Genomic DNA, 25,694 nt, shown 5'->3' on the forward strand with positions numbered 1-25,694 from the left:
ATGGTCTCTCTCAAACGATTCCCACGGCTCAACAATATGTGGGTGAACACGAAGCACAAACTCGCCCACTGGCGCGAACGACGGGGACGAGCGACCGCTCACGAGGTGCGCGTCGGAGCACCCCAAAACGTCCTGTTCGTCGTCATCGACTGTCTGCGAGCGGACCACGTCTCCGGATTCGGACACGACAGGCCGACGACACCCACGCTCGATTCGTTCGACGGCCGGTCCTTTTCGACGGCGACCGCGACGAGTACGTGGACGTTCCCGTCTATCGCGTCGCTCGTCTCCGGTCGGTATCCACACGAACACGGCGGTCGATTCGACACTGACCCGCGAGACCTCTCGTCTGAGCAGTTCCCAACGCGCCCGCGGTCGGACGTGCCGACACTCCCCGAACTGCTCGAATCGGCGGGTTACGACACCGCGATGGTCAGCGCCATCCCGATGGCCGAAAAATCGGTCGGCGACCGGTTCCAGTCGGTCGATATCAAGTACACTGACGCCACAGAGCGCGTGGACGCGGCGCTCGATTGGACCGACTCCCGCGACCGTTGGTTCCTTCATCTCCAACTCGGTGACCCGCACGCGCCGCTCGACATTCCAGCGAGACACCGCGAGCGATTCGGCGTTCCCGACGTTGAAGGACTCGAAGATTGGCGCTTCCGAGAATCGACCGACGGTGCTGACTTCGAAGAATACCGAGATGCCCGGAAGCGCGCGTACGACGCGGGTATTCGCGGCGCGGACGACGAACTCGGACGGCTCTTCGAGGCGGTTCCGGACGACACCATCGTCGTCGTCTGTGGCGACCACGGCGAGGCGTTCTGGGAACACACCGACCTCGAACGACGCCTGAACGACGACCCAAGAGGGTTCTACGGCACCGACCACGGCCACAGTGTCTTCGAAGAGACCGCAACGGTTCCGCTGTGGATCGATGCGCCGACCGTCGAACCCGGTCGAGACGACACGCGCGTCTCGCTCGTCGATGTCGTTCCGACCGTCGCCGACGCGCTCGAACTCGAAAACGCACCGGAGTTCTCCGGACGTCCGCTCTCGCAGGACTCGGAGTCGCCAACACCGATTCTGTGCGAGGAGACCGGGTACGGCTACAACCAACGCGCCGTCTGGCTCAGCGACCGAAAACTCATCGACGTGCCCGAGACGGGGACGACCGTGTGGTTCGACCTCGGCGACGACCCGAAAGAGGCGACCACGCGCGACGACCCGCCGGCGGACCTCCGCGAGGCGTACGAGACGTTCGGCATGGGCGTCCACGGTGACGAAAAGATGGAGGTCGATTCGGCGACGCGCGGCAGACTCGAAGAACTCGGCTATCTGGAGTGAGAACTCTCGAATTCGTCGATTCAGAATCCGACGGTTCGACTGTTTGTCCGAAGCGACTAGTTTCCGAACAGCGCTATTCCGGTAGCGACTTTCGAACGGTTTTATTCGAGGGAGCGGTTTCCGAGCGATTCTATTCGAGGTAGCCTAACTCGCGGAGGTGCTCTTCGACCATCTCTTCGCCTTCATCGACGCCGCCGACGCCGCTTCTGAGGTCCGCCATCTCTTGCATGTGTTTGTCGAGGACGGCGGAGAGTTCGTCGTACTCCGGCACGCCGTCGCCCGAGCGGTCGTCTTCGGGGCGTTCGTCGGGTGTCTCCGTGATGTCGAAACAGAACTCGCCGTCGTCGGCGTGGCGGAGGAGTTTCCACCCGTCGCTCCGGCGGACGTAACACCGCTTGTAGTCGATTTGCCGGCCGACGCCACCGAAGGCAAACTCGCGGCTCTCGACGGTGCCGCGGGCGACATCGAGCGCGGATTCCCCGTTCCACTCGGGGGGTATCTCCAGTCCGACCGCGTCGGTCAACGTCGGTGCCGTATCGAGGAGGCGAATCTGTCCTTCGACCGTTCCGGTTTCGTCCACGCCGCTCAGGATGAAGGGAACACGAACGGTCCCTTCCCAGAACTCGGCGGGGTGGCCTGCATTGCCGTGTTCGCCGACGAGTTCGCCGTGGTCGGCGGTGAAACAGATGGTCGTGTCGTCTACGACTCCGCGCTGGTCGAGTTCGCCCATGAACGATTCGAACTGGTCGTCAACGTAGGCGCACTCGGCGTCGTACAGGTTACGAATCAGTTCCCACTCTTCGTCTGTCACCTCTTCGGGGTGGTGTGTGCCCTTCCGCGAGAGCCGACGACAGTCGGCAACCCCAACCGGTTCGCCGAGGAACTGCCGCTGATACTCTTCGGGGGCCTCGTAAGGGTGATGGACGTCCATGTAGTGGAGCCAGACGAACCAGTCTTCGCCTTCCTCGCGTTCGTCTATCCAATCGAGCGCGCGACGGTTGAGCGAGGCGGCCCGCTCGTACTCGCTTTCGTTGCCGACGGTCGTAGACCACATGGCATCGACCTGCGTGTAGACCCGCTCGATGGTCTTGAACAGGACGCCCTCCTTGTCGAGGTTCGACTGGACGAACTGCTTGAGCTTTCCGGCCTCGGCGGAGCCGCTGGCGTCGTGCATCGTGTCGAAGCCTCTGTCGAAGTGGTAAGACCCACTGGTGAAGTGGTTGTCAGTGTAGCCCGAGGTAGCAAAGCCAGCGTCGCGGAGTCGTTCTGCGAGGGTCACGATGTCGCGTCCGCCAGCGGGAAGCCCAAGACCGTCGATGCTGGCGAAATGGCGACTCGCGTGGATTGACGGGAACGAAGCGGGAGTCGATGGGCCGTTCGCAACACACTGGGTAAACTCCAGCGAATCGTCCGCGAAAGACCGCGTAAACGGCATGACCCGCTCGTTCACGCGGTCGTATCTGAGAGAGTCCACAGTGACGAGCAGCACGTTCATACTGTACGCATCTCACGAGCAGGTAAAAAGGACACTGGACAGTCCCGGCTGTGCTCCAGTTATTTCGATTGAGATGTCGGGGTAACGACGACCTCGAAGCCGGAGACGCCCTGTCCGAAACTATCGGCGAGCCACAGCGCCGCCGCGTCGGGGAGGGGTTTCGCCCACCGAACCTTATCAACCGTGAGGTCGATGACGTCGAACTTGTCGCTCATGAGGTAGTGTTCGAAGGTCCGTGGGTCGAACGGACGGGTGTGGGTGGGGTCGATCCACGCGCCGGCGGAGTTCCAGTGCGGCCCGGCAATCTTCGCTGTCCCACCGACGCGAGTGATGCGGTGAATCTCTTCGAGCGCCGCGTAGTGGTCGTCGAGGTGTTCGAGAACGTTGTCCAAAAGCACCTCGTCGAAGGCGTCGTCCGGGAACGGCCACGGGTAATCGTTGAAGTCCCAGACGGCATCTGGGTCAACCGTGTCCCGAATGTCTACGTTGTACCAGCCCTCTTTGTACTCGTCTCCGCATCCGAGGTTGGCGCGGTCGAAGTCCTCGATTTCGCTATCGTAATGCTCGACCGTCCCACCAACGCTCTCGATAGTCGCCCCCTGCGTTGGGTCCCCTTCCAAAGTCGCCATATTCGGGTGTCACGACTCTCTAATGTCAATGTTTGGTGCCAATAATGACATTTGATAATTAGTCCGTTGACGGGTTCACTCGGAGAATTCGTCCGATTTGACATTCGAGTCGGTATCGCTCGACGCGGCGGTTCGGTCAGGCGTACACGTCGAGAAGTCGTTCGACGACGGTGTCCCAGTCGATGACCGTCTCCGCCGCGGGATTCGTCCGTTTGCTCGCCTCTCGTACCGCCGAGGCGACGCGCGCTGACTCGGTGTCTGAGACGCCGACGACGCCGGGTTCCGTCGTCCAGTCGGTGAGCGCGGCGGCGTTGAGGACGACACAGGGCGTCCCCGCGGTTAGCGCCTCTGCGACGGTCATTCCGTACGCTTCGAATTCGCTGAGCGTCACGTATGCCGCGGCCCCCGCGTAGAGTCCGGGGAGGTCCTCGTCGGCGACGTAGCCGAGGAATTCGACGCGGTCGGAAACGCCCGCTCGGGCGGCGATTTGCTCCAACTCGTCGCGGTAGTCGCCGCTTCCGGCGACAAGTAGGTCGTACTCCGGAAGCTCCGAAAGCGCCCGAATCGCGTGTTGGACGCCTTTGTACTCCTCTAACCGGCCGACGGTCAGTACGTACGGTCGGTTCCGTTCGGTCGCCGTCGCCGACGCGAATCGGTCGCGTTCCAGCCCGTTCGGAATGACCGTCGCATCGACGCCGAAGTCGGCTTCGAGATGCGAGCGCTCCCAGTCGCTCACGGCGACCACTCGGTCCGCACGGCGAACCGCCCACCGGCCGACCGGATGGTACAGCGACAGGAGTCGGTCACGGATCGAACTCGCGCTCGCGCCGTGGTAGTGCGGCGTCGCCACGAACCGCCGGTCGCCGACGCCGAGGGCCGCGAAAAAAAGCGGGAACGAGTGATAGTTGTGTGCGTGTACGACGTCGGCGTCGGCCTGTCTCACCGCGCGGGCGACGTGCGGGCAGATGTGCATCGCACCGCCGGGTGCGACGCCTCGGAGCCGGCGCACGCGAACGCCGTTGCGTCGCTCGCGGTGAAAGCCGTCGCCACCGGCGTCGGCGGTGACGACGGTCACGTCGTGACCGCGGTTGACGAGACGTTCCGACACTTCGCGGACGTGCGTTTCGACACCGCCGGACTGCGGCGGATACCGCGGCGTCACCTGCAGTATCTTCATGATGCTATCGGTCGGTCCGGTGGTTGCGTCGGCGATTCATTCGTAGACATCCCGCAGTTCCTCGTCAACGTCCCAGATGGCCGAGCCTTCGCCGCGGAGGAGTTTCACGGCGGCGAAAAGCAGGGAGACCTGCGTGTCGAAGATGGCGTACACTGGCTGGAGCGAGCCAAGCAGGTCGCGCGAGCCAAGGAACGTGAACGCGCCGAGTGCTGTGGGAATTGCGAGTCCGAGCGGACCGGAGACGAGGAGACCGGCGAGCGTCGTCAGCCCGATTGCGCCCGCGAGGAGCCACGGCGAGACGACCATGAACCACCAGTTGAACGGGAGGACGACACCGCCGTAGAGACCGTGGCGGCCAATGGCGTCGCGGTGCTGGAAGAGCAGGCGAATCAGGCCCATCGCGCGGCGGTCTTTCTGCGTGCGGCGCTTTCCGAACTCGGAGTGCGACGCCTCCATATACTGTACGTCCGGGTCGAAGACGACGCGCTTGCCGTTGCGTCGAATCTTCAGCGCCAACTCGGTATCGTCGGCGATCGAATCCGGGTCGATGGGGACGATTTCGTCCCGTTCGAACGCCGAAAACGGACCGTGGAAGATGAGCGTCGAGTCGATGTGCGACTCCAGCGTCTGGATTGTGGCTTGGACGTCGCGGTAGCCCTCTTCGACGTCACTGCCGCCGAGGACTTCGACGTTGCGGCCGGTCACCGCACCGATGTCGGGGTCTGCGAGGTTCGCGGCGGCTTCGCGGAGCGCGTTGGGAGCAACCTTGGAGTCGCAGTCGGTCTTGACGACCATCTCGTTTTTCGTGGCGGCGTAGGCGTCGTTGAGCGCGGGCGCGAGACCGCGGCGTTCGTCCTCTTCGAGGAGCGTCAACTCGGGCGTCTCGCGGTCGGCGAAGAAGTTGCGGATGATGTCGCGGGTGTCGTCGTCACTGGAGTCAACGACGACGACTTCGACCTTGTCCATCGGGTAGTCGAGCGACACGAGGTCGCGGAGTTTGTTCTCGACGATTCGTTCTTCGTTGTACGTCGGGAGGACGATGCTGACTGACGGCTCCGCCGGGCGCTTGTCCGCGGGCGACCCCTGCGGGTTCCACACTTTTGCAAGGAGGAGGTAGATAGCGTACGGGAGCCCCGTAAGAGAGAGGAGCGCCGTAACGGCACCGGCGAGACGTTTGACGAGTCTGCGCATGGTCCGCCCTTGACGGACTGCGACAAAAATCCCGACGGTCCGCTCGGAGCGCGCACCGGGTTTCGGAACCACTTTTAAGCATCCCCCTCACAGGTACGGCCGATGGATTACGCGGACGTTTGCGTCCTCGTCCCGACCTACAACGAAGCGGAGACTATCGCCGAGGTCGTCGCCGACTACCGAGACGAGGGATTCGGAAACGTCCTCGTCATCGACGGCGACTCCACGGACGAGACGCGCGAACTCGCCGAGGAAGCCGGCGCACGCGTCGTCGTCCAGTCGGGTGACGGGAAGGGACAAGCAGTCAGAGAGGCCGTTGAAAAGTACGTCGAAGCCACGTACGTCCTGATGCTCGACGGTGACGGGACCTACGAACCGAGCGACGCGTCGAAGATGCTCGCACCGCTCGACGACGGATACGAACACGTCATCGGCGACCGCTTTGCCGACATGAAATCCGGCGCGATGACGACGCTGAACAAGATCGGCAACCGAATCATCAACCGAGCGTTCGCCCTCATTCACGGCCACGACTACCGGGACATTCTCAGCGGCTACCGCGCGTTCACCCGCGAGTCGTTCCTCCAGATGACGCTCACCTCCGACGGCTTCGGCATCGAGACGGAGATGGCCGTCGAGTGCGCGAAACGCGGCATCGAGACCACGGTGGTGCCGACGAAATACTACCCTCGCCCGGACGGGTCGGACACGAACCTCCATCCGATCCGTGACGGGGGCATCATCTTCCTCGAACTCTACCGCCGCGCGAAGACCAACAACCCGCTTTTCTACTTCGGGAGCGTCGGTCTCGCTTCGACCGCAACGGGGCTTGGTCTCGCCGTGTACGTCGCGTACGAGTGGCTTGTCCGGATGGTCTCGCACGAAGTCATCGCCGTCGTCTCCGCGGCGGGCATCCTCTTCGGCGTCCAACTCCTGATGTTCGGCGTGCTTTCAGACCTCATCTTGTCGCTCCACCGCGAACAGATGAAGCGCATCAACTCGATCGAAGACGAGAGCGCAGGCGACTAACCGAGACGAGAGCTGTCGGAATCGGTTCCGCCGGGCAAGAGGACGGGCTAGCGGACTGTCTTGGAGAGGTGTCAGAACGATAGACGATTGTGAGGCCGATAGGCGGCCGTTACACCGCCAGACGGGGCATTAGAACGCTTCGGCCGACAGACGGGTCTTCAGAACGGTACGAGCGCGCGGAGCCGCCCCACGAGACTTTTCGACGCTTTCGCGCGATACTCCTCGAACACCGGGTGGAGCGTGTCCAGTAGCTCTCGCCGGGACTCGAAGCGGTCGGTCGGTGCGACTTCGAGTACCTCGCTCATTCTGACCGTGTTGCCCGCGGCGTCAACCGGGACGGCGACATCGTCGAGCGCCTGCACAATCGACCGTGCGTCTGCCGGGTAGTCGATGTCGGCCTGTTTGAGGTGGTCGGCCAGTGCGGCGATACCGAACTCGATTGCGTCCGGTTCCGACGTGTCGTTTTGGGGCGGTCTCGCAGCCATCGAGTTCGTGTACGTATCCCGTGATGGAAAAACCCCCGACCTCCTGCGATATCGCTGGCGTCCAGTACTGTCAATGCACTGCCTGGAACGTGGTTTCGGACGGCACCGTTGGGGTTAACCCCAGTGAGTACCAGTTGCAAGCCATGACGGAGTACACGACGGTATCTATTCCGAAAGAGTTGGCCGCCCGCGTTGACGATACCTTGGAGGGGACGACGTTTTCCAGCACGAGCGACCTCGTTCGGTTCCTCCTTCGGAGCATCGTCATCCAGCACGAGCGGTCGGGTGGCGACCTCTCTGAGTCGGAGTTTCAGGAGATTGCGGAGCAGTTGACCGACCTCGGGTATCTCCGGTAGCGACGTCGCGGCCGGTCCGACGACCCGTCATCACACGCGCACCGTCGCCGTGGTGTCTGACTCGACCACCAACCACTCAGGTGAGTTCTTCTTTCGGCGGTTCGGCATCGACGACGACGAGTTCCAACTTTCGCCCGGCGCGGTCGAACGCGGCGAGCGTCCGGGACTCCCACGGCGGGACGGCGAGCAGGACGACCGCGGCGAGGTCGTCGCGCTCTGTGAGTTCGAAGGGTCCCTGTGGGTGCGTGAGGAACCGAGCGCGACCTCTTCCGGCGGGCGTGCCGAGGTCCATCCCGAAGACAGCGCTGACCGACCCACCCGCTTCGGCCATGTAGAAGTGCGTGAGGACCGGTGTCTCGGGACCGAGTCCGAGGTCGGCGTCGAACTCTCCGGCGGGAGTCGGCGCGAGAACGAGATTCATCGCCGTCGGCTCGGCGTCCTCGGCCATGTCGAGAAGCAAGTCGATGAGACCGCGGGTCGCGTGAACGCGTCGGCGCTCGTCCGTCGCGGCATTCGTCTCGTCCGCAGTGTGACCGTGTTCTGACCCACCGGCCGCTGGTGTGTCGTCACCGGTCGAGTAGCCGTCGCTCCCGAGCGTGCTCGTCTCGTCCATCAGTTCGACAGCATCGATTTGAACGCCTGCATATAGGCGCTCGGGAGGTTCGTTCGGGCGTTCGAGAGCGCGGTTCTGAGTTCGTCGCCCGCGTTCTCGGAGATGCCCGCCCCGTGACCGACGAGCAGACGGTCGGGGTCGTAGCCGTACAGTGCCCGTCGCGGCGGAATCGGGCGGAGCATCGGGTGAACGCCCAGTCGCTCACCGGGCGCACAGAAGTAACCGACCGTCCCGACCGTCTCGGGGACGACGAGCGTGCCGAGTTCTTTGTGGAAGAAGCCGACTTCCTGCCACGGCGGGACAGCGCGGTCTACGATGCGGAACGTCTGGAAGCCCGAATCGCCGAGGGAGTTTCCGAAGCGTTCGACGGGCGCGTCGAGTTCGTCGGCGACGCCGGTCATCCACGACGCGACGTACACGGGAACCTCGTGACGGGTGGCGATAGTCGCCGCGTCGCGCTTGTGTCTGTCGAGTCCGATTGCGACGCCTGCGACGTCACCGTATTCGGCGAGCAGGTCGTCGAGTCCGTCGGCGTCAACCGGGTCGAACAGCCACACGTCGCCATCGACTTCGACGGCGTGGCTGGCGCGTTGCATGGTCTCGTCGGGGTACGCGAGCCATCCGACACCGTGTTCCCAGCGGTCGATTTCATGGAGTTGCGAACTGCCACGACCTTTCATCGGCATGCCCGTATTGTAGGACGGAACGCGGATAAGGTCTCTCCCCGCGGCCGATGGACCCGGTTTTTCCGTCGTTGCTCGCTCAGAGGTTGTCGGTGTTGATCTTGACGCCCGGCGGGGAGACGACGAGGAACTTCCGGAAATGCATCAACTGTCCGTCCATATCCTTGACGTCGCGCGCAAAGCCCGACGCGAGTTTGTTGAGGTCGCCGTCGATTGCCAGCATCAGGACGTTGCCGCGAGCGACGGTTTCGACCCACTCTTCGGGCGGGGTCGAGCCGTCGAGGACGCCGAGAACGACATCTCCCTCTGCGTCGTCCGTGTCGAGGTGTTCTTCGGCCGTCTGCAAATTGAGATTGAAGTCGCCCATACCCGCCCGGTTGTCGAGCGACGAGAAAAGGGTTCGGTCAATCGGCGAGACCTGTCTCTCGGCACCCTCCGAGATTCGTGCGCAACGACCGACCGATTCACAGCCACCGTTTCGGTCTACATCTGTCCAATCCAAAACGCGCACAGCCCGGCCGAACATTAATTTCTAAATTATATAAACTGTATTAAATAGTGGGCTAAGTAGAATCCTGCGTCGGTGTATCAAGTCACTATATGACATGAAATCGTATTAGGTCGTTTAGGTACAGCGATTAGAAGCGCTAGGTATTGTCATGCGGTCGCTTGTGAACATTCGTGATACTGTCTGGGAGAAACAGTTAAATACGAGTTGCGGCACCTGACTGACACGATGTCTCACAACGACACGGAGGATTCGTCGGGTTCCCCGGCGGGTCGAGTTCTTCCAGGGCACGTTAGCCCACCAATCTGAAATCGAAGACGTACGAATCTTCGACACGACGCTCCGCGACGGCGAACAGTCTCCGCGAACCTCGTTCAGTTACGAGGAAAAGCGCGACATCGCCCACACCCTCGACGACATGGGGACCCACGTCATCGAGGCAGGGTTCCCGGTGAACTCTGATGCGGAGTTCGAAGCGGTCGCCGACATCGCCGCTTCGACGGACACGACGACGTGCGGATTGGCCCGCGTCGTCGATACGGATATCGAAGCCGCGCTGGACTCTGGCGTGGACATGGTGCACACGTTCGTCAGCACCAGTGACGTCCAGTTGGCCGACTCGATGCACGCCTCCCGCGAGGAGGCCGTCGAGCGCGCCGTCCGCAGTGTCGAACGCGTCCGCGACGCGGGCGTCGAAGTAATGTTCTCGCCGATGGACGCCACCCGAACCGACGAGGCGTTCCTCGTCGAAATCGTCGAAGCCGTCTCCGACGCCGGTGTTGACTGGATTAACCTCCCCGACACCTGCGGCGTGGCGACGCCGACTCGCTTCGCCCGGATGGTCGAGATGGTCTGCGAACACACCGACGCCCGAATCGACGTGCACGCACACGACGACTTCGGATTGGCGTCGGCCAACGCGATGGCCGGCTTCGAAGCCGGTGCCACACAGGCGCAGGTGTCCGTCAACGGCATCGGCGAGCGTGCCGGCAACGCCGCCTACGAGGAGGTCGTCATGGCCGCCGAATCCGTCTACGGCGTTGACACCGGTATCGACACGACGAGAATCACCGAACTGGCTCGCACTGTCGAGCGCGCCTCCGACATCCCGGTCCCGGCGAACAAGCCGGTCGTTGGACGGAACGCTTTCTCCCACGAAAGCGGCATTCACGCCGCGGGCGTCATCGAGAACGCAGACACGTTCGAACCGGGCGTCATGACTCCGGAGATGGTCGGCGCGACACGCGAGTTCGTACTCGGCAAGCACACGGGGACACACTCGGTGCGCAAGCGCCTGGCGGACATCGGGTTCGACGCCTCGGACGCCGAGGTCCGAGAAGTCACCCGCCGCGTCAAGGACCACGGCGCCGAAAAAGAGCGAATCGACGACACGACGCTCGAAACGTTCGCCCGTGACGTGGGAATTACCCACGAAACAGAGACCGAGAGGGAGGAGGAGGTCCGCGCCTGATGGCGGCGGGCTGTGGCCCTACGGGGCGACCGCCCTGCGCACGTGTCCGGTTTCGGCCACCTCGCTCGGCGTGCAATCGTTGCCCGCCGCGAAAGGATTATTATACGCCGGACGTACGTGTGCGATACGATGACGCAACGCGACGCATCCGTGGCACTCGCCGCTCCGCAGGTCGGTGCGAGCGCCGCCGCCGTCGTTGCGCTTCGGTCGCTCATTATTGTAGGGGCCTAGCCCCCTACCACCCCATCTCTCTGTCCCGCGCATTTGCACCGTTTTCAGCCATCCCTGCAGTCCCCACAATGGAGTCTCAGCACCACGCAATCGACCGAAAGCGCCTGTATCGACGACCAACCACACCCCCCGGAAAGCACGGAGCCAACACATGAGCGAACGCACCGCACCTGCGACAGAGCCTGCCCCGGCCGCGACCGAAGCGGAGTCGACGGACACCGAAGTGACGTCCGGCGCGACGGCGGTCATCCGCGCGCTCGAAAACGCTGACGTCGAAACCGCGTTCGGCGTGCAGGGCGGCGCTATCATGCCAATCTACGACGCGCTGTACGATTCCGACATTCGTCACGTGACGATGGCGCACGAGCAGGCCGCGTCCCACGCCGCCGACGCCTACGGTGTCGTCCACGGCGCTCCCGGCGTCTGTCTCGCCACGTCCGGTCCGGGTGCGACGAACCTCGTGACCGGCATCGCCGACGCCAACATGGACTCCGACGCGGTGCTCGCGCTCACAGGACAGGTCCCATCGGACATGGTCGGTTCCGACGCGTTCCAAGAGACGGACACGACGGGCGTCACCGCGCCTATCACGAAACACAACTACTTCGCAACCTCGCCAGACACCGTCGGCGACACGGTCGGCGAAGCGTTTGCACTCGCCGCCGAAGGACGCCCCGGACCGACACTGGTTGACCTCCCGAAAGACGTCTCGCTCGGCGAGACCGACCGAGAACCCGGTCCGGGACGGTCCCCGGCGACGTGCCGTCCCCGAACCGAGCCGGCCGACGCCGAAGTCGAGGCCGCGGCCCGCGCAATCGAGCGCGCGGAGAAACCGCTCTTGCTATTCGGCGGCGGCGTCGTCAAGGGGAACGCGACCGACGCGGCCCGGCAGTTTGCGACAGAGCACCGGATTCCGGTCGTCACGACGATGCCCGGAATCGGCGCGATGCCGGAAGACCACGACCTCTGTCTCTCGTGGGCGGGCATGCACGGCACCGGCTACGCGAATATGGCCATCACGCACACCGATTGTCTCGTCGCGGTCGGCACGCGCTTCGACGACCGTCTGACAGGCGGTATCGACACGTTCGCGCCCGAAGCGGAGGTCGTTCACATCGACATCGACCCGGCGGAAATATCGAAGAACGTCCACGCGGACTACCCGGTCGTCGGCGACGCCGAGCGCGCAATCGAGCGCGTCGATGCCGAGATGACGGCCAGCCCCGACGCCCGTGAGTGGTGCGAACAGTGTCTGACGTGGAAAGACGAGTACCCGATGGACTACGCGGCACCGGATACCGAACCGCTCAAGCCGCAGTTCGTCGTCGAGGCGCTGGACGAAGCCACGCCCGACGAGACCATCGTCACGAGCGGCGTCGGCCAACACCAGATGTGGGCCGCCCAGTACTGGACGTTCCGCGAACCGCGTCGCTGGGTCTCCTCGCACGGACTCGGCACGATGGGATACGGGCTTCCGGCCGCTATCGGTGCCCGACTCGCGGCCGACGACGACGAAACCGTCGTCTGTGTCGATGGCGACGCCTCGTTCCTGATGACGATTCAGGAACTGTCGGTCGCCGTCCGCGAGGACCTCGACATCACCGTCGCCATCCTGAACAACGAGTACATCGGGATGGTCCGCCAGTGGCAGGACGCCTTCTTCGAGGGCCGTCGCATGGCCGCTGGCTACGACTGGTGTCCCCAGTTCGACAAACTCGCAGAAGCCTTCGGCGCGCGCGGTTGGGCCGTCGATTCTTACGAGGAAGTCCCGGAAGCAATCGAGGCGGCGCTGGCGTACGACGGTCCGTCAGTCATCGACTTCCACGTTGACCCCGCGGAGAACGTCTACCCGATGGTCTCGTCGGGCGGTGCGAACGGCAAATTCGCCCTCTCGGAGGACCAGTTATGAGCGACGGTCAAACGGGATTGCAGGGTCCCGCGCCCGAAGACCGTCCGCATCCCGACGGACGGCGGAACGCCCAAGGAATCCGCGTTGACCCTGCGGTCGAATCGGAACGCGAGCCGCGCAGAACCGTGCTGTCGGCCATCGTCGAGCACGAACCCGGCGTCCTCTCGCGGGTCGCTGGACTGGCCGCGCGCCGGCAGTTCAACATCGAGAGCCTCACGGTCGGGCCGACGACCGTCGATGGACACGCGCGCATCACGATGGTCGTCGAGGAACCCGACCCCGGCATCGACCAAATCGAAACACAGCTGGCCAAACTGAAGCCGGTCATCTCCATCGGCGAACTGGACGACGACGCCGTTCGCGCGGAACTCGTCTTGTTGAAAGTCCGCGGTGAAGACCCCGACAAAGTCCACGCAATCACGGAGATGTACGATGGCAAGACGCTCGACGCCGGCCCGGAGACCATCACGGTCCAACTGACCGGTGACGAGCACAAAATCGACGATGCCGTGGACGCCTTCCGTCGATTCGGCATCATCGAAATCGCCCGGACCGGCCAGACCGCCCTCGCCCACGGCGGGAAAAAGACAGTCCCCGGAGAGGAGCCCGGAACCTCCGGCGAACCGACCAAACCGACGACCAACACTACATCCAAATGACCGAACTCACCACGACAGTCTACTACGACGACGACGCAGACCGAACGCACATCGACGACAAGACCGTTGCCGTCCTCGGATACGGCAGTCAAGGCCACGCCCACGCCCAGAACCTCGCCGACAGCGGGGTGGACGTGGTCGTCGGCCTGCGTGCGGACTCCTCGTCTCGCACGGCCGCACGCGAAGACGGACTGCGCGTGGCGACGCCCGCAGAGGCCGCCGCGGAAGCCGACATCGTCTCCGTGCTCGTTCCCGACACCGTCCAACCGACGGTGTTCGAGGAGATTCGTGACGGACTCGAACCCGGGAACACGCTCCAGTTCGCTCACGGCTTCAACATTCACTACAACCAGATTCGGCCGCCCGAGAACGTTGACGTGACGCTCGCCGCACCGAAATCTCCCGGCCACCTCGTCCGACGCAACTACGAGGCGGATGAGGGGACGCCCGGTCTCATCGCCGTCTATCAGGACACGACCGGCGAGGCCAAGGAGGAAGCGCTGGCGTACGCCCACGCCATCGGCTGTACCCGTGCGGGCGTCATCGAGACGACGTTCCGCGAGGAGACCGAGACCGACCTCTTCGGCGAGCAGGCCGTCCTCTGCGGCGGCGTAACCTCGCTGGTCAAACAGGGCTACGAGACACTCGTCGATGCGGGCTACTCCCCCGAGATGGCCTACTTCGAGTGCCTGAACGAGTTGAAACTCATCGTCGATCTGATGTATGAAGACGGACTCGGCGGCATGTGGCACTCGGTGTCCGACACCGCCGAGTTCGGCGGCCTGACCCGGGGCGACCGCGTCGTGGACGAACACAGCCGCGAGCGCATGGAGGAAGTCCTCGAAGAGGTCCAAGACGGTACCTTCGCCCGCGAGTGGATTTTGGAGAATCAGGCGGGCCGTCCGTCGTACTCCCAGCTCAAACAAGCAGAGGAGAACCACGACATCGAGCAGGTCGGCGAACCGCTCCGCGACCTCTTCTCGTGGGCCGATGAGACCGACGAGACCGACGCAGACAAACCGGAAGCACCGGCAGACGACTGACCACCCCCTAACCACCACGTACCAATGACGCGAAACGAGACAGCGGACGACGAATCGAACCGAATGCGCAATGTTAACCATACCAACCCCTACACAGGCGAGACGTTCACCACGGTCTACGAGCGCGGCCCGGCCGTCACCGACGGCGGCAGGTCCGACTCGCAACCCGCGATGACGGGCGGGTCGGAGACGATGAAACAGGTGGACCACACGCCGCCGTACGGCGACGGCACGAACGACGTTTGGCAACGCGGACACACCGAAATCACCGGCCGAAATCGGACGGACACAGGTGACGTAGATGAGTGAGGGAACGCTCTACGACAAGGTTTGGGAGGAACACACCGTCTCCGAACTCCCAACGGGCCAGACGCAGTTGTTCTGCGGCCTGCACCTCATCCACGAGGTGACGAGTCCGCAGGCGTTCGGGATGCTCCAAGAGCGCGACCTCGACGTCGCCTATCCCGAGCGGACTCACGCGACGGTAGACCACATCGTCCCCACGTCGGACCAGTCGCGTCCCTTCCAAGACGACGCCGCCGAAGAGATGATGTCCGAACTCGAACAGAACGTCCGTGACGCGGGCATCAACTTCTCGGACCCGACCTCGGGCGACCAGGGTATCGTGCACGTCATCGGGCCGGAGCAGGGACTCACCCAACCCGGCACGACCATCGTCTGTGGTGACAGCCACACCTCGACCCACGGCGCGTTCGGCGCGCTGGCGTTCGGTATCGGAACGAGCCAGATTCGTGACGTGCTGGCGACACAGACCGTCGCCATGGAGAAAAAGAAGGTTCGCAAAATCGAGGTCACGGGCGAACTCGAACCCGGCGTCGAAGCCAAGGACGTAGTGCTGGAAATCATCCGTCGCCTCGGCACCGAAGGCGGTGTCGGCTACGTCTACGAGTACGCCGGCGAAGCCATCGAGAGCCTCGACATGGAAGGTCGGATGAGCATCTGCAACATGTCCATCGAGGGCGGCGCTCGCGCGGGCTACGTCAATCCCGACGAGACCACCTACGAGTGGCTGAAACAGACCGACTACTTCCAGGAGAACCCCGAGAAGTTCGACGAACTCAAGCCGTACTGGGAGTCAATCCGCTCCGACGAGGACGCCGAGTACGACGATGTCGTCACCATCGACGGGTCGGAACTCGAACCCGTCGTCACGTGGGGAACCACGCCCGGACAGGGCGTCGGCATCACCGAACCGATTCCGGCTCCGGAAGACCTGTCCGAAGAAAAACAGGACACCGCCCGGATGTCGCAAGAGCACATGGGCGTCGAACCCGGCGAGACGATGGCGGGCTACGAAATCGACGTGGCGTTTCTCGGGTCGTGTACGAATGCTCGGATGCCCGACCTGCGCCGTGCCGCGGAGGTCGTCGAGGGTCGTCAAGTCGCCGACAGCGTCCGCGCGATGGTCGTCCCCGGCAGTCAGCGCGTCAAGGCCGCCGCCGAGGCGGAAGGTCTCGACGCGGTGTTCGAGGAAGCCGGATTTGAGTGGCGCGAAGCGGGCTGTTCGATGTGTCTCGGCATGAACGAAGACCAACTGGAGGGCGACGAAGCCTCGGCGTCCTCGTCGAACCGGAACTTCATCGGCCGACAGGGGTCGAAAGACGGCAAGACCGTGCTGATGAACCCGCGCATGGTGGCCGCGGCGGCCGTGACCGGCCACGTGACTGACGTGCGCGACCTGAAGGAGGTGACAGAAGCATGACCGACGAAATCCCAGCAATCGACTCCGCCTCGGGGACGGGCGTCCCCATCCGCGGAAACGACATCGACACGGACCAGATAATCCCGGCGCGGTTCATGAAGGTCGTCACGTTCGACGGTCTCGGCGAGTTCGCGTTCTTCGACAAGCGGTACGACGAGCACGACGACCCCAAGGACCACCCGATGAACGAGCCGCACTTCCAAGAGGCCTCTATCATGGTCGTCAACGCGAACTTCGGCTGTGGCTCGTCACGCGAACACGCCCCGCAGGCGCTCATGCGCTGGGGCATCGACGCCATCATCGGCGAGTCCTTCGCGGAAATCTTCGCGGGCAACTGCCTCGCGTTGGGTATCCCGACGGTCACCGCCGACCACGACACCATCGTCGAACTGCAGGACTGGGTCGACGAGAACCCCGACGCCGACATCGACGTGGATGTGGAAAACGAGACGGTCACCTACGGCGATACGACCGTGGACGTGACCGTTGACGACGCACAGAGAAAGGCGCTCACCGAGGGGGTCTGGGACACGACGGCGCTCATGAAGTCGAACGCCGACGCGGTACAGGACACGGCAGACAGCCTTCCCTACGTGGACGGCTGACCGGTCGCTGTTTCTTCGGCAGTCACAGACGCACCGCACTGTTTCTGGCGAGCGTTTCGACCTGATTGTGAGCGTGACGCGACGGCTGCTGTGTGACTCTGTTGCTTACTCGACGAACAGTCGCACGTCGTCGTCGGCTGGGAGGCCACGGTTCGCCTCCGGGACGGCGTCGCGCCATTCGGCGGTCACACCGTCGGTGTCAGAGTGTGGGTCGTCGTCGGAGACGGGAGCGGCGCTGAGTACGACGTGAGTCGTCGCGTCGATGGACGTGTCCTCGCCTTCGACGTCGTGTTTGGCGAGCCGACAGCGCTCGATACCCTCGATTTCGACGTCGATGCCGGTCTGTTCGCTGACTCCCCGAACAGCTTCGGCGACGTAGTCGTCGTCCGAGGCGACTTTCACGTTCGGGAGAACACCGGCCCCGGATTCTTGATGAATTTGCAGGAGAACCTCACCCGCGTCGTTCGTGACGCCGACGATGGCTCGACCGGCGTAGTCGCGCTCACAGAAGTCGCCGTCTTCGTGGACGAACGTATGCTCGCAGTAGTCGATGTCCTCGCGGTCGGCGAGTACCGCCGGGTCCGGGAGATGTCGTTCGGTCGCTGATTCGGCTGCAATCTCGTCTGGGTGGGTGTGTTCGGACATAGCTTGTTGGTGACTCGTGAGCCGGGATGACCGTGTGACTCTTCGTGTCGAATCGCTGGCTATACGCGTCGCTGTTCGTGTAGCAGACGCTCTTCGTGTCGCGTCGCTGTTCACGTGATAGACGCTTCGCGTGGCAGACGCTCGTAGACGGCGAACCCCGACCCACAGAGCAGGTCGTTCCCGGAGGTCGGTGCTCCGGAGCAATAGCTACAGGAACATGATACAAGAAAACACCGATTTATTTTCGAATACTTCCCACACGTAATTATTCTCACGGAGAGGATAAAAACATTCGGGAAGAAGTCATTTTTGGGCTGAAGTTCACACCCCGGTGAAAGGCGGTTTTCGGGGGTATCGACACACTCTTTCCGTCGCCCATCCCACGGTTTGACATGACTCACGAGATTGTCGTCATCCCCGGCGATGGAATCGGGGCGGAGGTCGTCCCGGCCGCCGTGGACGTACTGAAAGCGGTCGGTCACTTCGAATTCGTCGAAGCCGACGCGGGCGACCACGTGAAAGCAGAAACCGGCGAGGCGCTCCCGCAGGAGACCTACGACCTCGCGGCAGAGGCCGACGCGACCCTGTTCGGGGCCGCGGGCGAGACGGCGGCGGACGTTATTCTCCCACTTCGAACTGCAGTGGACTCCTTCGTCAACGTCCGCCCGGCGAAGGCCTACCCCGGCGTGGACGCCCTGCGCCCGGAGACGGACCTCGTCTTCCTCCGGGAGAACACCGAAGGCGTCTACTCGGGTCACGAGGACTGCCTCTCTGAGGACCTCTCGACGCTCACGCGCGTCGTGACCACGTCCGCATCGGAGCGGCTCGCCGAATACGCCTGCGACTACGTCGGCGGCGAGGGCGGCAGTTTTCAGGTCGCTCACAAGGCGAACGTGATGCGCGAGACCGACGGCCGTTTCCGTGACGCCGTCGTCTCCGTCGCCGACGAGAACGGCGTCGAAGTCGAAGAAGTTCTGATGGACGCGTTCGCAACGCGCGTCTGTCTCGACCCCACGCAGTTCGACACCATCGTCTGTCCGAACCTCGCGGGCGACGTGCTGTCGGACCTCGCGGCCGGACTCGTCGGCGGTCTCGGCCTACTCCCCTCGGCGAACATCGGTCCGGACAGTGCACTGTTCGAGCCTGTTCACGGGTCCGCTCCCGACATTGCTGGTGAAGGAATCGCCAACCCGACGGCGACCATCCTCTCGGCCGCCATGTTGCTCGATTACCTCGATTACGAAGCCGAAGCACAGCAGGTCAGAGCCGCCGTCGAAGGCGTTCTCGCGGACGGTCCACGAACCCCGGACCTCGGTGGCGACGCTTCCACGGAGGACGTGTCCGCGGCGATTATCGACCGTCTCTAAGCTGTCTGTCGGTCGATAGTCGGTAGTTGGTACTCACTCTCGGACGCCGCTGTCGGACGCGCGTTCACGTTCGAATCCGCGAAGCCGAATTCGAATCTACATCTGCATCTAAATCTAAATCTGAATCTGAATCTGAATCTGAATCTGAACCTGAGCCTGAATCCGAACTCGATACCGGGTTGGAGCCGCCTGCCATCGAAGTCCGTCGCTGGGCGCGTTGCCCCTGCCACACCTGCCCGACGCGCGGGCTTCGTTCGATTTTTCGGCATTGCTCTCCGTCTGTTACTGTTTCTGTCTCACCGCGAGTCGCTTCGTCAGTCACGCTCCCTTCGACGACTTGTCTTCGTTCCTGCGCGTCTATTCGCCCAAACCGAACAAAGACGAACGAAATCCAACATAAACAATTAACACTCCCTGCCGACGTACCATCCACCCAACGAGGTACCGCCACTGATGTTACCAGCAGAGCGCAAACGTCGCATTGTCGAACTCGTCGCCGATTCAGACGGTCGGTCCGTCGAATCACTCTCCGAGAACCTGGGATACTCAAAGGCGACGATACGCCGTGACCTACGCGAACTCGAAACCCGCGGACTCATCGAACGGTCACACGGTGGGGCCGTCCCGGTGACCTCCGTCGGCCGCGAGCAGACATACGGGCAAAAAGAAGTGCAGAATCTCGAAGGCAAACGTGCAATCGCCGACAGAGCCGTCGAAGAACTGGCCGAGGGTCACGTCGTCTTCTTCGACGCGGGGACGACCACGATGGAAGTCGCCCGCAAAGTCCCCAAAGACGGGACGATTCTCGGCGTGACCAACTCGCCGCGTCTCGCGGTCGAGTTGAACGAAGACGACAACGAAGTCAAACTCACCGGCGGGACGCTTCGCCGGCGGACGAAAGCGCTCGTCGGGCCGACCGCCGAATCGTTCATGCAACGGACGAACTTCGACGTGCTCTTTCTCGGAACCAACGCCATCGACATCGAATCCGGTCTCACGACGCCGAACGAGGACGAAGCGCGGATGAAAGAGCTGATGGTCGAAAAGGCAGAGAAAGTCGTCCTCGTCGCCGATATATCCAAACTCGGTCGCCGAAGCTTCGTTCAGTTCGCGTCGCTCGCGGACGTTGACCTGTTTATCACCGACGGCACGCTCGACGACGACACCCGCGAAGCCATCGAGAGCGCCAGCGTCGTCGTCGCCGACGAGGCCGGACAATGATTCTCACCGTCACGCCGAACCCGGCGGTTGACCACACGATTCACTTCGACGAACCGCTCCAAACCGGCGTCGTCCACCGCACCGACGACGCGGTGTTCACCGCCGGAGGTAAGGGAATCAACGTCGCCAAGTACGTCTCGGCACTCGACGCCGACACGACCGCGACCGGCTTTCTCGGCGGCCACTTCGGCACGTTCGTCCGCGGCCGACTCGACGACGACGGCGTTCCCTCGGATTTCGTGACCATCGACGCGAACACGCGTCTGAACACGACGGTCCTCGCCGAAGACGGCGAATACAAACTCAATCACAACGGCCCGCAGATTTGCGCCGCCGACGTAGACGAACTCGTCGAGACGGTGCAGGCGAACGAGCCAGACACGCTCTTGGTCGGCGGCAGTCTCCCACCGGGAATGTCGCTGTCGGCGGTCGATAGGCTCGCCCGCGCCGGCGACTGGCGAACGGCGGTCGATATGGGCGGAGAGTCCCTTTCGAATCTCGAAGCCGACTACTTCGTCTGCAAACCCAACCGGTCGGAACTCGCGGCGGCGACCGGGCGGGCCGTCGAATCGGACGACGATGCGATTGCGGCCGCCGAAGCGCTTCAGAACCGCGGTTTCGAGTACGTCCTCGCCTCGCTCGGTGCCGACGGCGCACTTCTCGTCACAGACGACGAAGTGCTCTCGGCACCCGCGGCCGATGTCGAGGTCGTCGATACGGTCGGCGCTGGCGACGCGATTCTCTCGGGATTCCTCGCGGCCCGCGAACACGGCACGAGCAACGCGGACGCGCTCCGAATGGGTATCTTGACCGCCGCTCGCGTCGTCGGCGTCGCTGGTACCCGCGTCCCACACCTCGAAGACGTACTCACGAACGAAACGCGCATCGACGTAACCACCGTACGGCGGCGGTAAGTTCACAATTCAGACTTTTATAAACTATATTTCAATCAGAAATATACATATTCGAAAGGATTTTTGAATACATTTTCGTATGTTTCTGCGTAGGGTTGGCAACATTATGGCAAACGCAGAAGACGCAGTTCGGTCCTACCTGACCTCGGTGAAGGAGGACTTGATGACAGGGGTATCGTTCATGATTCCGTTCGTGACGATTGGCGGCATTTTCCTCGCGCTGGGCTACGCGGTCGCCTCGTTTTCGGCAGACGTGCGAAACATCTTCGAGGCGACTGGCACGCCCGGTTGGTTCCTCGCGCAAATCGGGAGCGCGGGACTGACGCTCATGGTTCCGGTACTCGGCGCGTACATCGCGTACGCCATCGCCGACAGACCGGGACTCGCACCGGGTTTTATTCTCTCGTACGTCATCCAGCAAGGGAACGTCCTCCAAGCGGCTGGCGACGTTATCGGTCTTCAGGGCGGTTCCGCCGGGGCTGGCTACCTCGGTGCAATCGTGGCTGGTTTCCTCGCCGGGTTCGTCGCCCGCTGGTTCAAACAGCGCAACGTTCCGGAGTTCGTCGCACCGATGATGCCCGTCCTCCTCATCCCGGTGGCGACGACCGCGGTTCTCGCGCCGGTCATGTTGTTCGTACTCGGCGTTCCCATCTCCATCGCAAACGCGGGACTCACGGAGTTTCTGAGCAACATGCAGGGCGGCGGGCAGGCGATTCTCCTCGGTGCCATCCTCGGAGCAATGATGGCATCCGATATGGGCGGTCCAATCAACAAGGTCGCGTACGTGTTCTCCGTCGGCCTCATCTCCGAGGGCGTCACCGCGCCGATGGCGGCGGTCATGATTGCGGGCATGGTGCCGCCGATTGGACTCTCGCTTTCGAACTTCATCGCGCCGCAGAAGTACGCCGCCGAGATGTACGAAAACGCCAAAAGCGGCGTCTTCCTCGGCTTTTCGTTTATCACCGAAGGCGCGATTCCGTACGCGGCCGCAGACCCGGCTCGCGTCATTCCGAGCGTCGTCGCAGGGAGCACTGTCGCGGGCGCGGCCTCGATGGCACTCGGCGTGACGATGCCCGCGCCGCACGGCGGTATCTTCGTCGTGCCACTGTCGAATCAGCCGTTCATGTTCGTCGGCTGTATCCTGCTCGGGTCGCTCGTCACGGCGACCATTGCGACGGCAATCAAGCCAAACTTCGACGCGAAAATCGCCGCACAGGCCTCCGACGACTGACGACGAACGCAACCACACCTTCCCAGACCCGAACGACGCACCATGGACGCCACAGACATCAGCACCATCACACCACTCGAACTGATTTCACTCGAAGAACCGCCGGCGATGAAGGAGGACGCTATCGAGTTCCTCCTCGATTTGGCCGTCGATGCGGGCCGCGTCGACGACCGCGAGACCGCCCTCGACGCGCTCCTCGAACGCGAAAACGAGGCGACGACCGGCGTCGGGTTCGGCATCGGAATCCCACACGCGAAGACCGACACCGTCTCGGAACCGACGGTCGCGTTCGCGCGCTCGACGGACGGTATCGACTTCGACGCGATGGACGACGAACCCGCGAGACTCCTCTTTTTGATTCTCGTCCCCGCCGACGGCGGCGAAGACCACCTCCAGATTCTGAGCGCCCTCTCGCGGTCGCTCATGCACGAAGACGTGCGCGAAGACCTCCTCGAAGCCGAGCGCAAACAGACGGTTCAAGCCGTCCTCGACGAGGTGGTCGCCTGATGGAACGAACCGTCACCGTCGTCCCCGAAGACGGGTTGCACGCCCGCCCCGCCTCGCAGTTTGTCGAGACGGCGACCGAGTTTGACGCCGATGTCCGACTTGGACGCGCGGACGCGGACGACCTCGCACCCGCCGCGAGCATGCTCGCTGTCACCGGACTCGGGGTCAGCCACGGCGAGTCCGTTCGCCTCGTCGCCGAGGGCGACGACGCGGAAGCGGCACTCGATGCCCTCGAAGCTATCCTTTCGACGCCCGAAGCCACACACTGACCATGGCCGAGCGAACTCTCTCCGGTATCGGTGTCACGCCGCTTTCGGGTGTCGGATCTGTCGTCTGGTATCGCCCGGACGCGGACCTCCCCGAGCCGCCGGAACCGGAAGACGTAGACGTCGGTTCCGAACGTACGCGCTTCGAAGACGGGCGCGCCACTGCCGAAAGAGAACTCCGAACGGAGCGAACGCGGACTGCCGAGCGGGTCGGCGAAGACGAAGCCGCGGTTTTCGACGCGCATATTCAGTTTCTCAACGACCCGCAGATAACCGACGGTGTCACCGAGGCAATCAATGGCGGACTGCCGGCCGAACACGCCGTCCAAGAGACCTTCTCGACGTTCATCGAGCAGTTCGAAAACATGGGCGGCCGGATGGGCGAACGCGCCGACGACCTCCGCGACGTCCGCGACCGACTCGTTCGCGTTCTCGCCGACAGCGAGCGAACTGACCTTTCGTCGCTTCCGGCGGGAAGCGTCGTCGTCGCCGAGCGACTCACGCCGAGCGACACGGCCCAACTCGACCCCGAACGCGTCGCCGGATTCGCCACGGTGACCGGCGGCAGAACGTCGCACGCGGCCATCTTCGCACGGTCGCTCGCCCTGCCCGCAATCGTCGGCATCGGCGAGGAACTCAATTCGGTCGAAGACGGCGCAGAAGTCGTCGTTGACGGCGAATCCGGCGAGTTTGTGATTTCACCCGACGCCGAGCGGAAAGACGCCGTCGCGGCCGACGACGACGTCGCGGTTCGACCCGACCCGGTCACCACGACCGACGGCGTCGAAATCGAAGTCGCGGCCAACGTCGGGACGCGGTCCGACCTCGGCCCGGCGGTCGAACGCGGGGCCGACGGTATCGGGCTGTTCCGCACCGAATTCCTCTTTCTCGACCGCGATTCGCCTCCGAACGAAGACGAGCAGTTCGACGCCTACGTCGAGGCGGTCGAGGCGTTCGACTCTGGCCGCGTCGTCGTCAGAACGCTCGATATTGGCGGCGACAAGCCGGTTCCGTACCTCGATTTGCCGGACGAGGAAAACCCGTTCCTCGGCGAGCGCGGTATCCGTCGGTCGCTCGGTCCCGACGCGACTCTCTTCGAGACGCAGATTCGTGCGCTCCTCCGGGCCGCGGCGAGCGCAGACGGCGCGAGAATCTCCGTGATGCTCCCGCTCGTCTCGACGGTCGATGAACTCAAGCGGGCGCGCGAGCGGTTCGAGGCGGTCGCAGACGACCTCGCCGAGGAAGGCATCGACCACGCGATGCCCGAGTTCGGTATCATGGTCGAGACGCCCGCCGCGGCGTTCATGGCCGACCAGTTCGCTCCGCACGTCGATTTCTTCAGCATCGGCACGAACGACCTCGCACAGTACGTGATGGCCGCAGAGCGCGGCAACGAGCGCGTCGCCGACCTCGGCGACTACCGCCAACCGGCCGTGCTCCGCGCTATCGACGCCACAGTCTCCGCCGCCGACGGCACCGACTGTTGGGTCGGCATGTGCGGCGAGATGGCTGGCGACCCGAACCTCACTGAACTCCTCGTCGGTCTCGGTCTCGACGAGTTGAGCATGAGTGCCGTCACGGTGCCGCAGGTCAAAGCGGCCGTTTCGGAGACCGACACCGACGACGCAACGACACTCGCATCGCAGGCGTTGCAGGCCGAGACCAAGGCAGAAGTCACGGAACTACTGAGAGAAACACAATGAAATTCGTCGCAGTCACCTCCTGTCCGACCGGTATCGCACACAGCCAGATGGCGGCTGAGAATCTCCTTCAAACCGCAGAACGCCTCGGCCACGACATCGACGTCGAAGTCCAAGGCGCGATGGGGACGCAGGACGAACTCGACGCGGACGCCATCACCGACGCCGAGGCGGTCATCATCACTTCGGACACGTCGGTCAACCGCGACCGATTCGAGGGCAAACTCGTCCTCAAAGGCACCGTCAAAGACGGTGTCAACAACGCCGAGGCGGTCATCGAGAACGCGGTCGAACTCGTCGAATCGGGTGCGACCGGCGCTGTCTCTTTCGGAAGCGACAGCGGTGGTGCCGTCACTGACGACGCTGGAGACGCTGACGCCGAAACGGCTGATTCATCGGCGAGCAGTTCGGACGCGGACGAACCGTCCGAATCTGACGAACCCGTTCGTCGCGGCGGCGACCCCGAAAAAGGGCTGTTTGCCCGCCTGAAGCGACTGCTCTCGTAGGGTCGCTGTCGGCGACGAGTTTCCGCTATTCTGTCCGTCTGTCTGTCCGCCTACCTGCCTGTCCGTCTGTCTCGTCCGGGACGACCTCTGCGTTGTGAAAATTAACTCGGACACGAACAAACAATAACGTGCAGATTCGAAACTGAGTTCCCATAGATTATTATCCTCGCAATCGTTGAC

At 63.3% G+C, this 25,694-nt stretch carries 27 protein-coding genes; 18 read left to right on the plus strand and 9 right to left on the minus strand.

Features of this window, described 5'->3' with window-relative positions; translation table 11 throughout:
• On the plus strand, positions 1-1,350 hold the full coding sequence (locus C440_RS01025; RefSeq protein ID WP_008317400.1) for a sulfatase: 1,350 nt from the start codon (positions 1-3) through the stop codon (positions 1,348-1,350).
• Between the two features lie 130 nt (positions 1,351-1,480).
• On the opposite strand, the gene C440_RS01030 is transcribed toward C440_RS01025, so the two are convergent.
• From C440_RS01030 to C440_RS01045, 4 genes are all read right to left on the minus strand, one after another.
• Positions 1,481-2,845: a sulfatase-like hydrolase/transferase gene (locus tag C440_RS01030; protein WP_008317401.1), complete on the minus strand. Its 1,365-nt coding sequence runs from the start codon at positions 2,843-2,845 to the stop codon at positions 1,481-1,483.
• 59 nt (positions 2,846-2,904) lie between these two features.
• Positions 2,905-3,474, minus strand: a complete 570-nt coding sequence (locus C440_RS01035) for a class I SAM-dependent methyltransferase (RefSeq protein WP_008317402.1) — start codon at positions 3,472-3,474, stop codon at positions 2,905-2,907.
• Between the two features lie 136 nt (positions 3,475-3,610).
• Positions 3,611-4,651: a glycosyltransferase family 4 protein gene (locus tag C440_RS01040; RefSeq protein WP_008317403.1), complete on the minus strand. Its 1,041-nt coding sequence runs from the start codon at positions 4,649-4,651 to the stop codon at positions 3,611-3,613.
• Between the two features lie 36 nt (positions 4,652-4,687).
• Positions 4,688-5,842: a glycosyltransferase gene (locus C440_RS01045; protein ID WP_008317404.1), complete on the minus strand. Its 1,155-nt coding sequence runs from the start codon at positions 5,840-5,842 to the stop codon at positions 4,688-4,690.
• 102 nt (positions 5,843-5,944) lie between these two features.
• Between C440_RS01045 and aglJ the strand changes: the two genes are divergently transcribed.
• A complete protein-coding gene (gene aglJ / locus C440_RS01050; RefSeq protein ID WP_008317406.1) occupies positions 5,945-6,871 on the plus strand; it encodes an S-layer glycoprotein N-glycosyltransferase AglJ in 927 nt (308 codons plus the stop codon).
• Positions 6,872-7,029: 158 nt separating this feature from the next.
• Here the strand turns inward: aglJ and C440_RS01055 are convergent, their stop codons facing one another.
• Complete coding sequence (locus tag C440_RS01055; protein WP_008317407.1) at positions 7,030-7,356, minus strand: hypothetical protein; 327 nt, start codon at positions 7,354-7,356, stop codon at positions 7,030-7,032.
• Positions 7,357-7,499: 143 nt separating this feature from the next.
• On the opposite strand from C440_RS01055, the gene C440_RS01060 reads away from it, so the two are divergent.
• Complete coding sequence (locus tag C440_RS01060) at positions 7,500-7,712, plus strand: ribbon-helix-helix domain-containing protein (protein ID WP_004976972.1); 213 nt, start codon at positions 7,500-7,502, stop codon at positions 7,710-7,712.
• A 76-nt stretch (positions 7,713-7,788) separates the two neighbouring features.
• Here C440_RS01060 and C440_RS01065 read toward each other — a convergent pair whose 3' ends face one another.
• The 3 genes from C440_RS01065 to C440_RS01075 all read right to left on the minus strand — a co-directional run bounded on the left by C440_RS01065 (position 7,789) and on the right by C440_RS01075 (position 9,375).
• The gene (locus C440_RS01065) at positions 7,789-8,325 is read right to left on the minus strand and encodes a hypothetical protein (RefSeq protein ID WP_008317409.1); all 537 of its coding nucleotides are present in this window, start codon (positions 8,323-8,325) and stop codon (positions 7,789-7,791) included.
• A complete protein-coding gene (locus tag C440_RS01070) occupies positions 8,325-9,011 on the minus strand; it encodes a hypothetical protein (RefSeq protein ID WP_008317412.1) in 687 nt (228 codons plus the stop codon). Before C440_RS01070 ends, C440_RS01065 begins: the two co-directional genes overlap by 1 nt.
• A 76-nt stretch (positions 9,012-9,087) precedes the next feature.
• Positions 9,088-9,375, minus strand: coding sequence for a DUF5779 family protein (locus C440_RS01075; RefSeq protein ID WP_008317413.1), 288 nt, complete (start codon positions 9,373-9,375; stop codon positions 9,088-9,090).
• Between the two features lie 361 nt (positions 9,376-9,736).
• On the opposite strand from C440_RS01075, the gene C440_RS01080 reads away from it, so the two are divergent.
• From C440_RS01080 to leuD, 7 genes are all read left to right on the plus strand, one after another.
• A complete protein-coding gene (locus C440_RS01080) occupies positions 9,737-10,987 on the plus strand; it encodes a LeuA family protein (RefSeq protein WP_241431971.1) in 1,251 nt (416 codons plus the stop codon).
• Positions 10,988-11,369: 382 nt separating this feature from the next.
• A complete protein-coding gene (gene ilvB, locus C440_RS01085) occupies positions 11,370-13,127 on the plus strand; it encodes a biosynthetic-type acetolactate synthase large subunit (protein WP_008317417.1) in 1,758 nt (585 codons plus the stop codon).
• Positions 13,124-13,786, plus strand: coding sequence for an acetolactate synthase small subunit (gene ilvN, locus C440_RS01090; RefSeq protein WP_008317419.1), 663 nt, complete (start codon positions 13,124-13,126; stop codon positions 13,784-13,786). The genes ilvB and ilvN overlap by 4 nt, the downstream gene beginning before the upstream one ends.
• A complete protein-coding gene (gene ilvC, locus C440_RS01095; RefSeq protein WP_008317421.1) occupies positions 13,783-14,829 on the plus strand; it encodes a ketol-acid reductoisomerase in 1,047 nt (348 codons plus the stop codon). The genes ilvN and ilvC overlap by 4 nt, the downstream gene beginning before the upstream one ends.
• A gap of 24 nt (positions 14,830-14,853) precedes the next feature.
• Complete coding sequence (locus C440_RS01100) at positions 14,854-15,138, plus strand: hypothetical protein (protein WP_008317423.1); 285 nt, start codon at positions 14,854-14,856, stop codon at positions 15,136-15,138.
• Positions 15,131-16,552 (plus strand): 3-isopropylmalate dehydratase large subunit, encoded by a 1,422-nt coding sequence (gene leuC / locus C440_RS01105; protein WP_008317425.1) that lies wholly within the window; start codon positions 15,131-15,133, stop codon positions 16,550-16,552. Before C440_RS01100 ends, leuC begins: the two co-directional genes overlap by 8 nt.
• Positions 16,549-17,157 carry a 3-isopropylmalate dehydratase small subunit gene (leuD, locus tag C440_RS01110; RefSeq protein ID WP_008317427.1) on the plus strand — a complete coding sequence of 203 codons (609 nt, stop codon included), beginning with the start codon at positions 16,549-16,551 and terminating at the stop codon, positions 17,155-17,157. The genes leuC and leuD overlap by 4 nt, the downstream gene beginning before the upstream one ends.
• Before the next feature lie 105 nt (positions 17,158-17,262).
• Here leuD and C440_RS01115 read toward each other — a convergent pair whose 3' ends face one another.
• Positions 17,263-17,802, minus strand: a complete 540-nt coding sequence (locus C440_RS01115) for a hypothetical protein (RefSeq protein ID WP_008317429.1) — start codon at positions 17,800-17,802, stop codon at positions 17,263-17,265.
• A gap of 392 nt (positions 17,803-18,194) precedes the next feature.
• On the opposite strand from C440_RS01115, the gene leuB reads away from it, so the two are divergent.
• From leuB to C440_RS01155, 8 genes are all read left to right on the plus strand, one after another.
• Positions 18,195-19,169, plus strand: coding sequence for a 3-isopropylmalate dehydrogenase (gene leuB, locus C440_RS01120; protein ID WP_008317431.1), 975 nt, complete (start codon positions 18,195-18,197; stop codon positions 19,167-19,169).
• 453 nt (positions 19,170-19,622) lie between these two features.
• A complete protein-coding gene (gene glpR / locus C440_RS01125; protein WP_008317433.1) occupies positions 19,623-20,390 on the plus strand; it encodes an HTH-type transcriptional regulator GlpR in 768 nt (255 codons plus the stop codon).
• The gene (gene pfkB / locus C440_RS01130) at positions 20,387-21,304 is read left to right on the plus strand and encodes a 1-phosphofructokinase (RefSeq protein WP_008317434.1); all 918 of its coding nucleotides are present in this window, start codon (positions 20,387-20,389) and stop codon (positions 21,302-21,304) included. The genes glpR and pfkB overlap by 4 nt, the downstream gene beginning before the upstream one ends.
• A 106-nt stretch (positions 21,305-21,410) precedes the next feature.
• Positions 21,411-22,535, plus strand: a complete 1,125-nt coding sequence (gene ptfC / locus C440_RS01135; protein ID WP_008317436.1) for a fructose PTS transporter subunit IIC — start codon at positions 21,411-21,413, stop codon at positions 22,533-22,535.
• A gap of 42 nt (positions 22,536-22,577) precedes the next feature.
• Positions 22,578-23,042, plus strand: a complete 465-nt coding sequence (ptfA, locus tag C440_RS01140; protein ID WP_008317438.1) for a fructose PTS transporter subunit IIA — start codon at positions 22,578-22,580, stop codon at positions 23,040-23,042.
• Positions 23,042-23,311 (plus strand): phosphocarrier protein HPr, encoded by a 270-nt coding sequence (gene ptsH1 / locus C440_RS01145; protein WP_008317441.1) that lies wholly within the window; start codon positions 23,042-23,044, stop codon positions 23,309-23,311. Before ptfA ends, ptsH1 begins: the two co-directional genes overlap by 1 nt.
• A 2-nt stretch (positions 23,312-23,313) precedes the next feature.
• Positions 23,314-25,011, plus strand: coding sequence for a phosphoenolpyruvate--protein phosphotransferase (gene ptsP / locus C440_RS01150; protein ID WP_008317442.1), 1,698 nt, complete (start codon positions 23,314-23,316; stop codon positions 25,009-25,011).
• Positions 25,008-25,514, plus strand: a complete 507-nt coding sequence (locus tag C440_RS01155; protein WP_008317444.1) for a PTS fructose transporter subunit IIB — start codon at positions 25,008-25,010, stop codon at positions 25,512-25,514. Before ptsP ends, C440_RS01155 begins: the two co-directional genes overlap by 4 nt.
• The last annotated feature ends 180 nt before the right edge of the window (positions 25,515-25,694 follow it).

This window comes from Haloferax mucosum ATCC BAA-1512, assembly GCF_000337815.1.
Taxonomy (GTDB): domain Archaea; phylum Halobacteriota; class Halobacteria; order Halobacteriales; family Haloferacaceae; genus Haloferax; species Haloferax mucosum.

Excerpts from the sequence above, each read along its gene's own strand:
- C440_RS01055 (WP_008317407.1), bottom strand. The coding sequence starts at position 7,356 with ATGGCTGCGAGACCGCCCCAAAACGACACGTCGGAACCGGACGCAATC.
- ilvC (WP_008317421.1), top strand. The coding sequence starts at position 13,783 with ATGACCGAACTCACCACGACAGTCTACTACGACGACGACGCAGACCGA.
- leuD (WP_008317427.1), top strand. The coding sequence starts at position 16,549 with ATGACCGACGAAATCCCAGCAATCGACTCCGCCTCGGGGACGGGCGTC.
- ptfA (WP_008317438.1), top strand. The coding sequence starts at position 22,578 with ATGGACGCCACAGACATCAGCACCATCACACCACTCGAACTGATTTCA.
- pfkB (WP_008317434.1), top strand. The coding sequence starts at position 20,387 with ATGATTCTCACCGTCACGCCGAACCCGGCGGTTGACCACACGATTCAC.
- aglJ (WP_008317406.1), top strand. The coding sequence starts at position 5,945 with ATGGATTACGCGGACGTTTGCGTCCTCGTCCCGACCTACAACGAAGCG.
- C440_RS01035 (WP_008317402.1), bottom strand. The coding sequence starts at position 3,474 with ATGGCGACTTTGGAAGGGGACCCAACGCAGGGGGCGACTATCGAGAGC.
- C440_RS01100 (WP_008317423.1), top strand. The coding sequence starts at position 14,854 with ATGACGCGAAACGAGACAGCGGACGACGAATCGAACCGAATGCGCAAT.
- C440_RS01070 (WP_008317412.1), bottom strand. The coding sequence starts at position 9,011 with ATGCCGATGAAAGGTCGTGGCAGTTCGCAACTCCATGAAATCGACCGC.
- leuB (WP_008317431.1), top strand. The coding sequence starts at position 18,195 with ATGACTCACGAGATTGTCGTCATCCCCGGCGATGGAATCGGGGCGGAG.
- leuC (WP_008317425.1), top strand. The coding sequence starts at position 15,131 with ATGAGTGAGGGAACGCTCTACGACAAGGTTTGGGAGGAACACACCGTC.
- C440_RS01075 (WP_008317413.1), bottom strand. The coding sequence starts at position 9,375 with ATGGGCGACTTCAATCTCAATTTGCAGACGGCCGAAGAACACCTCGAC.
- ptsP (WP_008317442.1), top strand. The coding sequence starts at position 23,314 with ATGGCCGAGCGAACTCTCTCCGGTATCGGTGTCACGCCGCTTTCGGGT.
- glpR (WP_008317433.1), top strand. The coding sequence starts at position 19,623 with ATGTTACCAGCAGAGCGCAAACGTCGCATTGTCGAACTCGTCGCCGAT.
- C440_RS01155 (WP_008317444.1), top strand. The coding sequence starts at position 25,008 with ATGAAATTCGTCGCAGTCACCTCCTGTCCGACCGGTATCGCACACAGC.
- ptsH1 (WP_008317441.1), top strand. The coding sequence starts at position 23,042 with ATGGAACGAACCGTCACCGTCGTCCCCGAAGACGGGTTGCACGCCCGC.
- C440_RS01060 (WP_004976972.1), top strand. The coding sequence starts at position 7,500 with ATGACGGAGTACACGACGGTATCTATTCCGAAAGAGTTGGCCGCCCGC.
- C440_RS01115 (WP_008317429.1), bottom strand. The coding sequence starts at position 17,802 with ATGTCCGAACACACCCACCCAGACGAGATTGCAGCCGAATCAGCGACC.
- C440_RS01065 (WP_008317409.1), bottom strand. The coding sequence starts at position 8,325 with ATGGACGAGACGAGCACGCTCGGGAGCGACGGCTACTCGACCGGTGAC.
- C440_RS01045 (WP_008317404.1), bottom strand. The coding sequence starts at position 5,842 with ATGCGCAGACTCGTCAAACGTCTCGCCGGTGCCGTTACGGCGCTCCTC.
- C440_RS01040 (WP_008317403.1), bottom strand. The coding sequence starts at position 4,651 with ATGAAGATACTGCAGGTGACGCCGCGGTATCCGCCGCAGTCCGGCGGT.
- C440_RS01030 (WP_008317401.1), bottom strand. The coding sequence starts at position 2,845 with ATGAACGTGCTGCTCGTCACTGTGGACTCTCTCAGATACGACCGCGTG.
- ptfC (WP_008317436.1), top strand. The coding sequence starts at position 21,411 with ATGGCAAACGCAGAAGACGCAGTTCGGTCCTACCTGACCTCGGTGAAG.
- ilvB (WP_008317417.1), top strand. The coding sequence starts at position 11,370 with ATGAGCGAACGCACCGCACCTGCGACAGAGCCTGCCCCGGCCGCGACC.
- C440_RS01025 (WP_008317400.1), top strand. The coding sequence starts at position 1 with ATGGTCTCTCTCAAACGATTCCCACGGCTCAACAATATGTGGGTGAAC.
- ilvN (WP_008317419.1), top strand. The coding sequence starts at position 13,124 with ATGAGCGACGGTCAAACGGGATTGCAGGGTCCCGCGCCCGAAGACCGT.